Source organism: Thermoactinomyces sp. CICC 10522 (assembly GCF_016055075.1).
Lineage (GTDB): Bacteria > Bacillota > Bacilli > Thermoactinomycetales > Thermoactinomycetaceae > Thermoactinomyces_A > Thermoactinomyces_A daqus.
On the sequence record NZ_JAECVY010000014.1, the window covers coordinates 1 to 13,380 of the forward strand.

At 49.9% G+C, this 13,380-nt stretch carries 6 protein-coding genes and 22 tRNA genes; all 28 read left to right on the forward strand.

The annotated features are described in order from the left end of the window. Window positions 1–192 precede the first annotated feature (192 nt). The 28 genes from I8U18_RS14440 to glmS all read left to right on the forward strand — a co-directional run bounded on the left by I8U18_RS14440 (window position 193) and on the right by glmS (window position 13,301). Window positions 193–267 (forward strand) — tRNA-Asn (locus tag I8U18_RS14440). A gap of 5 nt (window positions 268–272) precedes the next feature. Then, a tRNA-Thr gene (locus I8U18_RS14445) sits at window positions 273–348 on the forward strand. A 6-nt stretch (window positions 349–354) separates the two neighbouring features. Next, window positions 355–431, forward strand: a tRNA-Glu gene (locus tag I8U18_RS14450). 7 nt (window positions 432–438) lie between these two features. Beyond that, window positions 439–514, forward strand: a tRNA-Val gene (locus I8U18_RS14455). Between the two features lie 8 nt (window positions 515–522). Beyond that, window positions 523–607, forward strand: a tRNA-Tyr gene (locus tag I8U18_RS14460). 12 nt (window positions 608–619) lie between these two features. Beyond that, window positions 620–694, forward strand: a tRNA-Gln gene (locus I8U18_RS14465). Between the two features lie 6 nt (window positions 695–700). Next, a tRNA-Lys gene (locus tag I8U18_RS14470) sits at window positions 701–776 on the forward strand. A 4-nt stretch (window positions 777–780) separates the two neighbouring features. Next, a tRNA-Gly gene (locus tag I8U18_RS14475) sits at window positions 781–855 on the forward strand. Window positions 856–902: 47 nt separating this feature from the next. Further along, a tRNA-Glu gene (locus I8U18_RS14480) sits at window positions 903–979 on the forward strand. Window positions 980–984: 5 nt separating this feature from the next. Then, window positions 985–1,060, forward strand: a tRNA-Val gene (locus I8U18_RS14485). Between the two features lie 3 nt (window positions 1,061–1,063). Next, window positions 1,064–1,140 (forward strand) — tRNA-Asp (locus I8U18_RS14490). Window positions 1,141–1,147: 7 nt separating this feature from the next. Further along, window positions 1,148–1,223 (forward strand) — tRNA-Lys (locus I8U18_RS14495). Between the two features lie 6 nt (window positions 1,224–1,229). Beyond that, window positions 1,230–1,304: transfer RNA gene (locus I8U18_RS14500), tRNA-Gly, on the forward strand. 5 nt (window positions 1,305–1,309) lie between these two features. After that, window positions 1,310–1,383 (forward strand) — tRNA-Gly (locus tag I8U18_RS14505). A gap of 9 nt (window positions 1,384–1,392) precedes the next feature. Then, window positions 1,393–1,467: transfer RNA gene (locus I8U18_RS14510), tRNA-Asn, on the forward strand. A gap of 5 nt (window positions 1,468–1,472) precedes the next feature. After that, a tRNA-Thr gene (locus I8U18_RS14515) sits at window positions 1,473–1,548 on the forward strand. A gap of 6 nt (window positions 1,549–1,554) precedes the next feature. Continuing rightward, window positions 1,555–1,631 (forward strand) — tRNA-Glu (locus I8U18_RS14520). Between the two features lie 7 nt (window positions 1,632–1,638). Next, window positions 1,639–1,714: transfer RNA gene (locus I8U18_RS14525), tRNA-Val, on the forward strand. An 8-nt stretch (window positions 1,715–1,722) separates the two neighbouring features. Beyond that, a tRNA-Tyr gene (locus I8U18_RS14530) sits at window positions 1,723–1,807 on the forward strand. A 12-nt stretch (window positions 1,808–1,819) separates the two neighbouring features. After that, a tRNA-Gln gene (locus I8U18_RS14535) sits at window positions 1,820–1,894 on the forward strand. Between the two features lie 6 nt (window positions 1,895–1,900). Continuing rightward, a tRNA-Lys gene (locus I8U18_RS14540) sits at window positions 1,901–1,976 on the forward strand. Between the two features lie 6 nt (window positions 1,977–1,982). Next, a tRNA-Gly gene (locus tag I8U18_RS14545) sits at window positions 1,983–2,057 on the forward strand. 849 nt (window positions 2,058–2,906) lie between these two features. Next, complete coding sequence (gene rocF / locus I8U18_RS14550) at window positions 2,907–3,809, forward strand: arginase (protein ID WP_033101993.1); 903 nt, start codon at window positions 2,907–2,909, stop codon at window positions 3,807–3,809. A 596-nt stretch (window positions 3,810–4,405) separates the two neighbouring features. Beyond that, window positions 4,406–7,189, forward strand: coding sequence for a phosphoenolpyruvate carboxylase (gene ppc / locus I8U18_RS14555; RefSeq protein WP_198056435.1), 2,784 nt, complete (start codon window positions 4,406–4,408; stop codon window positions 7,187–7,189). A gap of 223 nt (window positions 7,190–7,412) precedes the next feature. Then, window positions 7,413–8,240 carry a diadenylate cyclase CdaA gene (cdaA, locus tag I8U18_RS14560; RefSeq protein WP_033101991.1) on the forward strand — a complete coding sequence of 276 codons (828 nt, stop codon included), beginning with the start codon at window positions 7,413–7,415 and terminating at the stop codon, window positions 8,238–8,240. Then, window positions 8,233–9,426 (forward strand): CdaR family protein, encoded by a 1,194-nt coding sequence (locus I8U18_RS14565; protein ID WP_033101990.1) that lies wholly within the window; start codon window positions 8,233–8,235, stop codon window positions 9,424–9,426. The genes cdaA and I8U18_RS14565 overlap by 8 nt, the downstream gene beginning before the upstream one ends. 38 nt (window positions 9,427–9,464) lie before the next feature. Continuing rightward, entirely contained in the window at window positions 9,465–10,805 is a 1,341-nt protein-coding gene (glmM, locus tag I8U18_RS14570; protein WP_198056437.1) for a phosphoglucosamine mutase, read from the forward strand. Between the two features lie 669 nt (window positions 10,806–11,474). Then, window positions 11,475–13,301 carry a glutamine--fructose-6-phosphate transaminase (isomerizing) gene (glmS, locus tag I8U18_RS14575; RefSeq protein WP_198056438.1) on the forward strand — a complete coding sequence of 609 codons (1,827 nt, stop codon included), beginning with the start codon at window positions 11,475–11,477 and terminating at the stop codon, window positions 13,299–13,301. Window positions 13,302–13,380: the final 79 nt, after the last annotated feature.

A 13,380-nucleotide genomic window follows, 5' to 3' on the forward strand; every position in this document is an offset into this window, starting at 1 on the left:
CAGCAATGTGTTCAGCTGACGGATACGAATCGGTCGAGGGCTTATCCTACTACTTCTCTTCCACTTGCAACCCTTATTCCAATCTTATTTTCAGGGTGTATCAAAGGATCACCTTGATGTAAAATAAAGCTTGACTATGTTGAAAGAAGATAATATAATAGTTACTGTCTTTCAATAGCCCACTTGTTATGTTCCTCAGTAGCTCAATGGTAGAGCACCCGGCTGTTAACCGGTAGGTTGCAGGTTCGAGTCCTGCCTGAGGAGCCAGATATGCTTCCTTAGCTCAGTTGGCAGAGCGCTTCCATGGTAAGGAAGAGGTCACCAGTTCGAGCCTGGTAGGAAGCTCCATGAAATGGCCCGTTGGTGAAGCGGTTTAACACACCAGCCTTTCACGCTGGCATGCAGGGGTTCGAATCCCCTACGGGTCACCACAAAAGTGGACGCTTAGCTCAGCTGGGAGAGCATCTGCCTTACAAGCAGAGGGTCGGCGGTTCGATCCCGTCAGCGTCCACCATTTGATGCGGAGGGATACCAAAGTGGCCAACTGGGGCGGACTGTAAATCCGCTGGCATTGCCTTCGTAGGTTCGAATCCTACTCCCTCCACCATTCCTTAAGTGTTGGGGAATAGCCAAGCGGTAAGGCAACGGACTTTGACTCCGTGATGCGTAGGTTCGAATCCTACTTCCCCAGCCAATGTTTGAGCCATTAGCTCAGTTGGTAGAGCACCTGACTTTTAATCAGGGTGTCGAAGGTTCGAGTCCTTCATGGCTCACCATTATGCGGAAGTGGCTCAGGGGTAGAGCATCGCCTTGCCAAGGCGAGGGTCGCGGGTTCGAATCCCGTCTTCCGCTCCATTCCTTCTCTTAATACAAGGTGAAGGTTTTTTTCTTGCCAAATTTACGGCCCGTTGGTGAAGCGGTTTAACACACCAGCCTTTCACGCTGGCATGCAGGGGTTCGAATCCCCTACGGGTCACCAAAAGCGGACGCTTAGCTCAGCTGGGAGAGCATCTGCCTTACAAGCAGAGGGTCGGCGGTTCGATCCCGTCAGCGTCCACCAGATGGAGCTGTGGTGTAGAGGCCTAACATGCCTGCCTGTCACGCAGGAGATCGCGGGTTCGAATCCCGTCAGCTCCGCCATTATTTTGAGCCATTAGCTCAGTTGGTAGAGCACCTGACTTTTAATCAGGGTGTCGAAGGTTCGAGTCCTTCATGGCTCACCACATTATGCGGAAGTGGCTCAGGGGTAGAGCATCGCCTTGCCAAGGCGAGGGTCGCGGGTTCGAATCCCGTCTTCCGCTCCAGATGTGCGGGTGTAGTTCAATGGTAGAACATCGGCCTTCCAAGCCGAATGCGAGGGTTCGATTCCCTTCACCCGCTCCATGTTAATATTCCTCAGTAGCTCAATGGTAGAGCACCCGGCTGTTAACCGGTAGGTTGCAGGTTCGAGTCCTGCCTGAGGAGCCAGAAATGCTTCCTTAGCTCAGTTGGCAGAGCGCTTCCATGGTAAGGAAGAGGTCACCAGTTCGAGCCTGGTAGGAAGCTCCATGAAACGGCCCGTTGGTGAAGCGGTTTAACACACCAGCCTTTCACGCTGGCATGCAGGGGTTCGAATCCCCTACGGGTCACCACAAAAGCGGACGCTTAGCTCAGCTGGGAGAGCATCTGCCTTACAAGCAGAGGGTCGGCGGTTCGATCCCGTCAGCGTCCACCATTTGATGTGGAGGGATACCAAAGTGGCCAACTGGGGCGGACTGTAAATCCGCTGGCATTGCCTTCGTAGGTTCGAATCCTACTCCCTCCACCATTCCTTAAGTGTTGGGGAATAGCCAAGCGGTAAGGCAACGGACTTTGACTCCGTGATGCGTAGGTTCGAATCCTACTTCCCCAGCCAATGTTTGAGCCATTAGCTCAGTTGGTAGAGCACCTGACTTTTAATCAGGGTGTCGAAGGTTCGAGTCCTTCATGGCTCACCATATTATGCGGAAGTGGCTCAGGGGTAGAGCATCGCCTTGCCAAGGCGAGGGTCGCGGGTTCGAATCCCGTCTTCCGCTCCAACTTGAAAAAGAGGACTTCGTTGAGTTCATCCAACGAAGTCCTCTTTTTTGTATGTCGTGCTGCAATCCGTTTTTTTATTTCGGGGAAGCCAGACAGGTACGAATCAATCTGCCCAAACAAAAACGATGAGAGAAATCGGGCAGGAAAGTACAGAATAAAGAAGACCGAGGGAGCATTTGCGTGACCGGAAACCCGAACCGTGTAATAAATCTCATAAGAAAAGATCAATCCCGAATATAACAGAAAGACGCCTGCATGACGGTTTTTTTTATTGTTGGAAGAAAAAGCATCGGTGAGCAGGATGGGTTACTCATTATGCAATCCCGGTCAGCGGAGATCAGGCGGATGAACATATTCTTGTTCCAAGGCAAAGATATGGGCTAATCCTACCGTGCAAGTGATTGGTCTTCACAGAAACTGACAATCTTGATCAAGAGGGAATGCGGAGAAACCAGTGAACGGATGCAGTTTCGTGAAATGCCGGGCAGCCGGTTTCGTCCGGAAAAGAGATCAATGAGAAATGCATTTGTCCTGTGCCATGGGTTGTTCCCGATCCGGCATTTTTTGGTGCGGGGCAAGATCACGGCTCATCAATTTTCTCCGATTATCCTGGATTCTATCAATCTATCTATTAAATTTTTAATAAGAATGGTGCACGATCATTAAAAATGTGCTACTTTATTCCTCTTATTTGAATAAATATACCAAAATAAGCAGATTATTTCCAAAATATTTCTGTAAGTAAATGAAATTCTGTGCTAAAATGAAAGCGCTTCGTTCATCAGATTGTTGATCATCCAATACCTTGTATTTCATACGCCTGTAGTTCGATAAAAAGGAGAATGGCTATGGAAAAGAAACCGATTACGATTATTGGCATGCCAATGGATCTCGGTCAAGGGCGCCGGGGAGTTGATATGGGTCCGAGTGCCATTCGCTATGCTTCAGCGCAAGCTTTGTTGCAAAAGCTTGGATATGAAGTGGAAGATTTGGGTGATTTGCACGTGCCCAGTCCCGAATCAAAGTCAGCGGGTGATCCAAAGTTAAAATATTTGAATGAAATCAGGGATGTCTGCGAAAAATTGGCTGAAACCGTCTCCGGGGTGATTGCGCGCGATCGTTTCCCGCTTGTGTTGGGCGGAGATCACAGTATGGCAATCGGAACAATAGCAGGTGCAGCAGCGCAGTATGAAAATATGGGGGTTATTTGGTATGATGCCCACGGGGATTTAAATACAGGGGAAACCTCTCCTTCAGGTAACATCCATGGAATGTCCCTGGCGGTCAGTCTTGGAATTGGTCATCCGGACCTGGTGAATATCGGCGGATTTGCCCCCAAGGTACGACCGGAACATACGGTGATTATCGGGGCTCGGGAGCTGGACCCGGGTGAGCGGGACTTGATCGGTCAGCTTGGGATCAAGGTGTTTACCATGCATGAAATCGATCGCCTCGGCATGGCGCGTGTGATGGAGGAAGCCATCGGGATCGTCTCCAATGGAACGGATGGCGTTCATTTAAGCCTGGATCTGGATGGGCTTGATCCGAAAGATGCTCCCGGAGTAGGAACACCGGTACCGGGTGGGGTTACTTACAGAGAGAGCCATCTGGCCATGGAGATGCTGGCAGAGGCAGGGATTGTGACATCCGCCGAATTTGTCGAAGTGAACCCGATTTTGGATCGGGAAAATCAGACAGCAAAAGTGGCAGTTGCCCTCATGGGATCTGTATTTGGACAAAAAGTGCTATAATCAGAGCCTGTCGCGTAACCTTCGATGGTTGCGCTTTTTTATGGATGCTTCGCTGTAACGGCTTAAAGAAGGAAAGGAAAAAAGTGTCGCTTTGTACTTCACCGCACATTATGGCATAATAAAAAAAGATCGAAAAATGAATGTTTATACATTAACCAAAATTTTTTTATTTAATTTATCAAATTTTATGCCTAAATTCTATTATTCAATTTTGAGCGACTCAGAGAAAGAAGGAGGGAAATAAGAAGCGATTGATTTTTAGGATGAAGCATCGTTCTTTTATCGATTGTAAAAGGGATGGTTGTGAAACTTTTAGCAAGAGCCGGGATCGTCTCCGCCTGCGTCCCGAGTGGGGATTCCCGCGACGGAAGCAAAGAGGGCTTCATGTTTTGGTGCATCCGGCCGCTTTTTTCCCAGCGGTTACCGGTTGCTGAAGTCTTGTGTAAATCTGAACATGAGCGATATGGCGGTTACCCGCAAGACCTAGCGTGCAATGAGTCAGGGGGGATCGGAGCAGTATCGACTTCTTTTGGTAAACAGAAAGGCCTTCGCTGATTGATGAACATAAAAGCTTTCTCATATGAAGGGGTGACGGAATGAATCCTTTAGCAAAACAGGCTTCAGCCAATGAGAATCCGTTAAGGCGGGATGTGCGCTTTCTCGGTCATATTCTGGGCGATGTTCTCGTGATGCAAGGAGGAAAAGAACTCCTCGACCGTGTCGAAAAAATTCGCGAACTGACCAAGCAGCTTCGCCGCTCCTATGATCCTGCCGTGCTGGACCAATGCAAATCGGAGATCCGTCAGCTATCGCCGCAGATGCGTCAGAATGTGATCCGTGCATTCGCCATCTACTTCCAGTTGGTCAATATTGCCGAGCAAAACCACAGGGTACGGCGGCATCGTTTTTATCGCCGGTCCGAGGCAGGAGTTGTTCAACCATTTTCGATTGAACATGCAGTTCAGGAGTTGAAAGAAAAAGGCATGACTGCGGAACAAGTGGAGAAAGCATTGCCGTTTCTCTCGCTTGAGCTGGTGATCACTGCCCACCCGACGGAAGCGATGAGGCGAACGACGCTCGATATCCATCACCGCATCGCCGAACTGATGATGAAACTGGATCATCCTTACACCACCGAAACAGAGCGGGAAGAGATCCGCAGAAATCTCTTGGGTGAAGTGACGGCTTTATGGCAAAGTGATGAATTGCGGAGACGGAAACCGACCGTGATGGATGAGGTTCGCAATGGGCTTTACTACATTGACGAAACGCTGTTTGAAGTTTTGCCCGTCGTTCATCAAGAGCTGACCCGCTGTTTAAACCGCATTTACCCCGAGAAGAAGTGGCAGGTTCCTTCCTTTTTGCGCTTTGGTTCCTGGATTGGCGGAGACCGTGACGGAAACCCTTCGGTTACACCGGACGTAACCTGGAATACGCTGGTGCTGCAAAGAAATTTGATCATCCGAAAATACAAAGAAGCTTTGCAAAGCCTGATTAAAAAACTGAGTTATTCCACGCGGAGAGTGTCCATTTCCGATGCGCTTTGCGAGTCTCTGCTAAGGGATGAAGCAGAGGTGCAGCTGGAAGATGTCGGGCAGGGGAAATGGCGGAATGAGAACGAACCTTATCGCCGCAAGTGCACTTTTATGTTAGCCAGGTTACATCATACGCGTACCGGCAAAAAGGAGTTGGGGGCTTACCGGACAGCCGGAGAATTTATTCGCGATTTAACCTTGATTCAGGAAAGTCTGCGTTTGCATCATGCAGATGTCCTGGCCGATCATGATCTGGCCCATCTGATTCGCCAGGTGGAATTGTTCGGTTTTCATCTGCTCACCTTGGATATTCGCCAGCACAGCGCCGAACATGAAAAAGCGTTAACCGAAATATTGGGTAAATTGGGAATTGAGGAACGATATGATCGATTGCCGGAGCAGGAGAAAATCTCTTTACTGACCGAATTGTTGCAAGATCCGAGGCCTCTTACTTCCCCTTTTGCCAGCTACTCCCCGGATACGGAAAAATGTTTGGAGCTCTTTCGCATGATCGCCAGAGCAAAACAGGAATTTGGCGAAGAAGCGATCCGCAATTACTTAATCAGCATGACCCAGGGGACGAGCGACTTGCTCGAAGTGGTTTTGTTCGCGAAAGAAGTGGGACTGCACCGTTTGCACGGCGGCAAAGAATCAAGGCTCCATGCCGTTCCGCTCCTGGAAACCATTGACGACCTGCACCGGGCCGAAGAGATTATGGAAGCATATTTTCAGCATCCCGCCTTTATTCCCTTCTATCATGGAGAGCAGCCGGGGCAAGAAATTATGCTCGGGTATTCCGACAGCAACAAAGACGGGGGTGTGATTACTGCGAACTGGGAGTTGTATCAAGCCCAGCTGAGACTGAACCGCCTGGCGGAGAAGTATGGGCTGAGACTGAAATTTTTCCATGGTCGGGGAGGAGCATTGGGGCGCGGTGGCGGACCTTTGCATCGCAATATCCTGGCAAATCCCGATTCCGCTTTGCTGGGGGGCATCAAGATCACGGAACAGGGGGAAGTGCTTTCGTCCCGTTATTCGCTGAGGCCGATTGCACTCCGGAGTTTGGAACAGGCAACGGCGTCTTTGCTCCTTTCGACCACGACCGCAGTGACGAATGGACATCATGAACTTGATCCGGCATGGGAGAAGGCGATTGAGGAAGTGTCGGGATACGCATTGGAACAATATCAGCAACTCGTCTTTGGCGATGCTGACTTCCTTGGCTTCTTCAACGATGTGACCCCGCTTCCGGAGATAGGGGAACTGAAAATCGGCTCTCGTCCCGCCAGACGCAAAAACAGTCAACAATTTGAAGATCTGAGGGCGATCCCCTGGGTGTTTGCGTGGACGCAGACGCGTTACCTCTTCCCGGCCTGGTTCGCTGCCGGAACGGGACTGGGAAAATATCTCGAGCGAAACGGGGAGAAGGGATTGCGCCTTTTGCGCGAGATGTATCAAATGTGGCCGTTTTTCCATTCCCTGATCGACAATTTGCAGATGGCTCTGGCAAAAGCCGATTTGGTTATCGCCCGTGAGTACACGTCGCTGGCTAAAGATTCAGCGGCCGGAGAGCGGCTGTTTAAACTGATTGAAAAAGAATTTATGCTTACGCGCGAAAAAGTGCTCGCGATTTCGGAACAGGAGGAATTGCTGGATCGTGTGCCTGTCATTCAGGAATCGATTCGCCTGCGTAATCCTTACGTTGATCCTCTTAGCTTTATCCAGGTCTTTTTGCTTGCCAAACGGAGAAAAGAAGAAAATGATCAAACCCTGGCCGATTCCCTTTTGGAAGAAGTGCTGCTGACGATTAACGGGATCGCCGCCGGGCTCAGAAATACGGGTTAAAAAGCGCAGAATGTTTCCTGCCTGCTCATTTGGGGCAGGTTCTTTTTTGTGTGGGATTTTATTGCGGGGGCGGGTTACGGACACCTGTGCTCCTCATTTTCCGCGGCAGCCGGTTAGGGGGTTTCCCATCCGCTGCGATATAATGGAAGAATAACGGGTGATGGAATGCATCGCAGCAATGATGTAGCATAATAATGGGGAACTGAATGGATGGAGGGGACGCATGCAGTCTTTGTTGGAGATTCGCAGTTACTTGAATGATATTATTGATATATTGATCGTCAGCTATATAATCTATCATCTGTTAAAACTTTTGCGTGGTACCAGAGCCGTTCAACTTTTAAAAGGACTTACCGTTCTGATCATCATCTGGTTGATCAGCAACGTATTTCATCTTCGCACACTGGAATGGCTGATTCAAAACCTGTTTTCCGTCGGTGTCATTGCGGTGATCATCATTTTTCAGCCGGAGTTGCGCCGCGCATTGGAGCAACTGGGAAGAGGCGGTTTTTTCGGACGGAGTGTCCAGGCGGAAGATCAGATCGTCACCAGTGTGGTCAGCGATATAGCCAAAGCGGTTTCAACTCTGGCCAAGCAGCATACGGGAGCCCTGATCGTAATTGAAAGGCAGACAGGGCTGTCTGATTATATAGAATCGGGAACGTTGCTGGAAGCGAAGTTAAGCCCGGAATTGATTCGCAATATCTTCATTCCCAAAGGTCCTTTGCACGACGGGGCGGTTATCATTCGCCGGGATCAGCTGATGGCGGCGGGGTGTTATCTGCCTTTGAGCGAAAGCCCTTATATCAGCAGGGAATTGGGGACGCGCCATCGTGCCGGGATCGGCATTTCCGAAATGTCCGATGCGGTTACTGTGATCGTCTCTGAAGAAACGGGCCAGATCTCGCTGGCGGTGCATGGGCGTCTGGAGCGAAACCTGAGTGAAGAAACGCTGGTATCCCGGTTATATGAAGAATTGAAGCCGCCGGAGAAATTTGCGGTTGTATTTTGGTCGCGCAAGGAGAAAGAAGGGAAGAGGACGGATGAATAAATGGCTTCAAAATGACTGGATTTTGCGGATCATTTCGTTGGCTTTGGCCATCCTGCTATGGTCGGCTGTAACCGACACCTCCCTCTCTTCATCTTCAAGCGATACGCATATTCGGGAAGCAACGGTCCAAGTGAAGTACGATGACGAACACTACGATCTGGTCGGAAAACCCCCAAAAGTGGAATTGATCGTAGAAGGCAACCAAGCCTTCTTCGGGCATTTTTCGACGAATTATCGCCTTTATGTCGATGCACGGCGTGTTGGGGCGGGAACACATCAGTTACCGGTTCAGGTGAAAGGATTGCCGTATCCTGTCGATGCCCGGGTGGAGCCGGCGCGGATCGATGTGACCCTGGTTCCCAAGCTGCAAAAGGAGATGCATGTGGAACCGGAATTGATCGGAAGCGTCCCGGACGGCTTTAAAGCGGGGACTCCCGTGATCAATCCGGACAAAGTATTGGTAAAAGGAACGGAAGCGGAACTGAAAAAGGTAACTTCTGTCAAAGCGATTGTCAATTTGAATAATAAGAAGAAATCAGTGAATCAAGTCATTGTACTCCAAGCATACGGTGAAAACGGACCTTTATCCAACGTCGAAATTGAGCCGAAAACCGCAGTGGTGCAGGTTCCGATCAGCATTCCCGGCAAGACCGTGCCTCTTTCAATCGAACCGGGGAAAGCGCCGCCCCCCGAATACGCCGTAGCCGGGATCGATACCAATGTGGATCAGATTACCGTGTACGGACCGATGTCATATCTGAATCATTTACAATTTTATGCAGGTCCCCGGCCTGATTTATCGGACATAACGGAAGACACAACGTTGGTGATGCCGGTTCCGGTTCATAGTCCGGCCATAAAAGTGGAACCCAAAGAAATAAAAATCTATGTTAAAATGATTCCTGCTGAGACAAAAGTGATCAAGAACGTTCCATTGGAAGTAACAGGATTAAATGGAGGGGTGAATGCCCGGATCCTTTCACCGTCCGATGCGAAATTGAATATCACTCTTTCAGGAGCACCCAAACAGATCGACCAGCTTGGTGCAGCAGATGTACGGGCACTGGTGGATGTTTCAAATCTGTCCGCTGGAGTCCATGATGTGCCAATCCGGTTTGTTCTTCCTTCCTACGTGCAGGTCGTGGGTCAAGATAAGTTAAAAGCAAAGATCCAAATTTTAGGGTAACGGATTTGTTGGTTGCTTACATGAGGAGGAGAAAATGTATGGGTAAGTACTTTGGAACCGATGGAGTACGGGGAGTGGCAAATGAGACCTTAACACCGGAATTAGCCTTCCGTTTGGGGCGGTGCGGCGCTTATGTACTGACGAAAGAGAAAGAACGGCCGAAAATCGTTGTGGGTAGGGATACGCGCCTCTCCGGTGAATTGCTTGAATCCGCGCTGATCGCAGGAATCATGTCAATCGGATGCGACGTCATCCGTTTGGGGATCGTGACCACTCCGGGTGTCGCTTTCCTGACACAACACCTGGAAGCCGATGCGGGCGTGATGATTTCTGCATCTCATAACCCTTTTCCGGATAACGGCATTAAATTTTTCGGTGCGGACGGATATAAACTGTTGGATGAAACCGAAGCGGAAATCGAGGCGCTGATGGATGAAAAGGAAGATCGGCTGCCACGTCCGGTCGGAGATAAAGTCGGCCGGGTGACTGACCAGCCGGATGCGGTTTCCGCCTATCTCGATCACCTCAAAAATACGATTGATACGGATCTGTGTGGAATGCATATCGTGGTGGACGGGGCAAACGGGGCTGCATATGAACTGGCTCCGCTGTTGCTCCGGGATTTGGGTGCAGATGTAACGGCGATCAATGTCAATCCGGACGGAGTGAATATTAACGTAGAGTGCGGCTCGACTCATCCCGAGCGGCTTCAGAAAGAAGTTCTGAAAAAACAGGCCCATCTGGGATTAGCCTTTGACGGAGACGCTGACCGCCTGATCGCTGTCGATGAAAAAGGAAATCTGGTGGATGGGGATCAAATTCTGTGCATATGCGGTTCCTATTTAAAAGAAAAAGAGAAATTGAAAGAAAATACGATTGTGAGTACCGTCATGAGTAATATCGGTTTTTATAAAGCGATGGATGAGCTGGAGATCCGGACGGAAAAAACCAAAGTGGGCGACCGCTATGTGATGGAAAAAATGAGAGAGGGCGGTTATAACCTGGGCGGTGAACAATCAGGCCATATTATTTTCCTTGATTACAATACCACCGGAGATGGAATGCTGACCGCCGTTCAGCTCCTACGCGTGGTCAAGGAAAAAGGGCAAACCCTGTCCGGCCTGGCGTCGATGATGCGAAAATATCCTCAATTGCTCGTGAATGTGAAGGTAAAAGACAAGGCGGGTTGGGATCAAAACGAAGCGATTCGCCAAAAAATTGCCGAAGTGGAAAATGCGCTCGGCAGTGACGGGCGAGTTCTGGTTCGCCCGTCGGGAACTGAACCGCTCATCCGCGTGATGGCTGAAGGACCGGACGAAGAGGCGCTGCGGGAATATGTCGGCCGCATTGCGGATGAAGTGAAAAAGCAACTCGCCTGAGATGTGCCGACACCGACACATTATTTTAACATTTGCCGTATAAGAAGGGGGATGTAGGGTTTCGCCTTTCCCCCTGGCCCTTTTTTGATCGGACTGCTTTACATTTTTGTTATTTTTGAATAATATAATCCCATAGGCGAAGTAAAAACATCGCCTTCTTCATTTTTTGGGAGGTGAAGAAGCGAAAAGGGAGAAGCAGAGGTTTGGAAAAGTTGTCGAAAAGCGCCAGGACTGCGGTGTGAACGAAGACTCCGCAGTTGACGAGGTGGAGGAGTATCGAAAAGATCGGCGGATACCTCCCGGCTTTGCGCCAGAGCCGAGGAATCGCTGTTCAAACCGGTGAGGCGACTCATCGAACAAAAACAGCGATATGGCGTGAATGAGCAGACAGAAAAAATAATAAAAAGAAACGAATCAGATCAACCTTTTTGTTGAGCGGATGTTTTTGCTGAAGAAAAGGGAGGGCATGAGAAGAAAGATCCGGTTTAAACAAAATTGTTGTTTTGTCAAACACTACCTGGCTTACACATTCTCACTCAAAAAACTGAATAGGGAAGCTGAGTGTTTTACGGCACTTTGCGTTTGGCAAACAGACAATAATCAACCTGTCTCCTGAATCTTCGATCCGTGCTCAGCAAAAAGGGATAAATTTAGGGGGTTTTCATAACTATGTGCGGAATCGTAGGTTACATCGGAGCCAAACAGGCGCAAAATATTCTGCTGGAAGGGCTCAGCAAGCTGGAATACCGTGGGTATGACTCGGCCGGACTGGCTGTTTACAACGGAGAAACGATCAGCGTTAACAAAGCGCAAGGGCGCTTGTCCAACCTCGAGGAGAAACTGGCCGTTCGCTCCTTGCCGGGAGTGCTCGGAATTGGTCATACCCGCTGGGCGACACACGGGAAACCATCTGATGAAAATGCCCATCCCCATGTGGACAGCACGGGACGGTTTGCAGTTGTTCACAACGGGATTATTGAGAACTACATCCAGCTGAAGGAAGAGTTGATGGCCAAAGGCCATACTTTCCAATCGGAGACCGATACCGAAGTCGTGGCCAAACTGATCGGAGACCTGTGGAACGGAGATTTGGTTTCGACGGTACAGGCAACGGTATCCCGACTGGAAGGCGCGTTTGCGCTCGGTGTAATCAGTGAGAACGAACCGGATAAGCTGGTTGCGGTTCGTTATGCCAGCCCGCTGGTCGTCGGAATTGGCCAGGGAGAGAATTTCATCGCTTCGGATATTCCGGCCATTCTCAAGCATACCCGCGAAGTCTACATCCTTGAAGACGGGGAAATGGCCGTTTTGACCAAAGACCAAGTGAAGCTGATGAAAGTTGACGGAACCCCGGTTGAACGTGAGCCGATGCATGTTTCCTGGGATATTGAAACGGCGGAAAAAGGCGGCTATGACCATTTCATGCTGAAAGAGATTCATGAACAACCAAAAGCGATCCGCGATACACTGGCAAGCCGGATCAAAGATGGTTTAGTCGATCTTTCAAACGAAGTGGCTCTCAGCCCGGAAGCGATCCGTAACATCGAAAAGATCCACTTTGTGGCCTGCGGAACAGCTTATCACGCCGGACTGGTCGGCAAATACGTGCTCGAGGATCTGGCCCGCATTCCGGTTGAGTGCGATGTGGCTTCGGAGTATCGTTACCGTGATCCGATCATTACGGATAAAACATTGGTTGTGGTCATCAGCCAATCGGGTGAAACAGCGGATACGCTTGCTGCCCTCCGCGAAGCAAAGAAACAAGGGGCCCGCGTGCTGGCGATTACCAACGTGGTCGGATCGAGCGTGGCGCGTGAAGCCGATGATGTAATCATCACCTGGGCAGGACCGGAGATCGCCGTTGCCTCGACCAAAGCCTATACGTCGCAGCTGATCGCCATCTACCTGTTGGGCCTCTACTTTGCACAGGTGCGCGGTCATAAAAGCGAAGCGGAATTGAAAGAGATCATCAGCCATTTGGGACAACTTGCCGGGCTGGCGGAACAAGTTTTGGAGTATGAAGGGAAAATTGCCGAATTTGCCCGTTCCATCGCTGACAACGAGCATCTCTTCTTCCTGGGCCGCGGTTTGGATTATGCTGTCGCGCTCGAGGGTTCGCTCAAGCTGAAAGAGATTTCCTATATCCACTCCGAAGCTTATGCCGCCGGGGAGTTGAAGCACGGAACCTTGGCTTTGATTGAAGAGAATATTCCGGTCGTCGCCCTTGCCACCCAATCGTCTGTTTTTGATAAAATGGTGAGCAACATTCAGGAAGTAAAAGCGCGGGGCGCCAAAGTACTCGGTTTTGCCGTTGAAGGGGACAGTGAGTTGCAAAAATCGGTGGATGAAGTAATCACCATTCCAAAAACCATCGACTTGCTCGCTCCGGTTCTCACCGTGATCCCGCTCCAGCTCTTCGCTTATTATGCCTGCATCCAACGCGGGTATGACGTGGATAAACCGCGCAATCTGGCGAAAAGCGTAACCGTGGAATAAAATGTTTGACCATAAACTCCATTGACTGGCTGACATTTTGTTTGGCCGGCCGGTGGAGTTTTTTTCTTTATTAACACGA

Coding starts and splice junctions, on each gene's coding strand:
- rocF (WP_033101993.1), top strand. CDS start 2,907: ATGGAAAAGAAACCGATTACGATTATTGGCATGCCAATGGATCTCGGT.
- ppc (WP_198056435.1), top strand. CDS start 4,406: ATGAATCCTTTAGCAAAACAGGCTTCAGCCAATGAGAATCCGTTAAGG.
- cdaA (WP_033101991.1), top strand. CDS start 7,413: ATGCAGTCTTTGTTGGAGATTCGCAGTTACTTGAATGATATTATTGAT.
- I8U18_RS14565 (WP_033101990.1), top strand. CDS start 8,233: ATGAATAAATGGCTTCAAAATGACTGGATTTTGCGGATCATTTCGTTG.
- glmM (WP_198056437.1), top strand. CDS start 9,465: ATGGGTAAGTACTTTGGAACCGATGGAGTACGGGGAGTGGCAAATGAG.
- glmS (WP_198056438.1), top strand. CDS start 11,475: ATGTGCGGAATCGTAGGTTACATCGGAGCCAAACAGGCGCAAAATATT.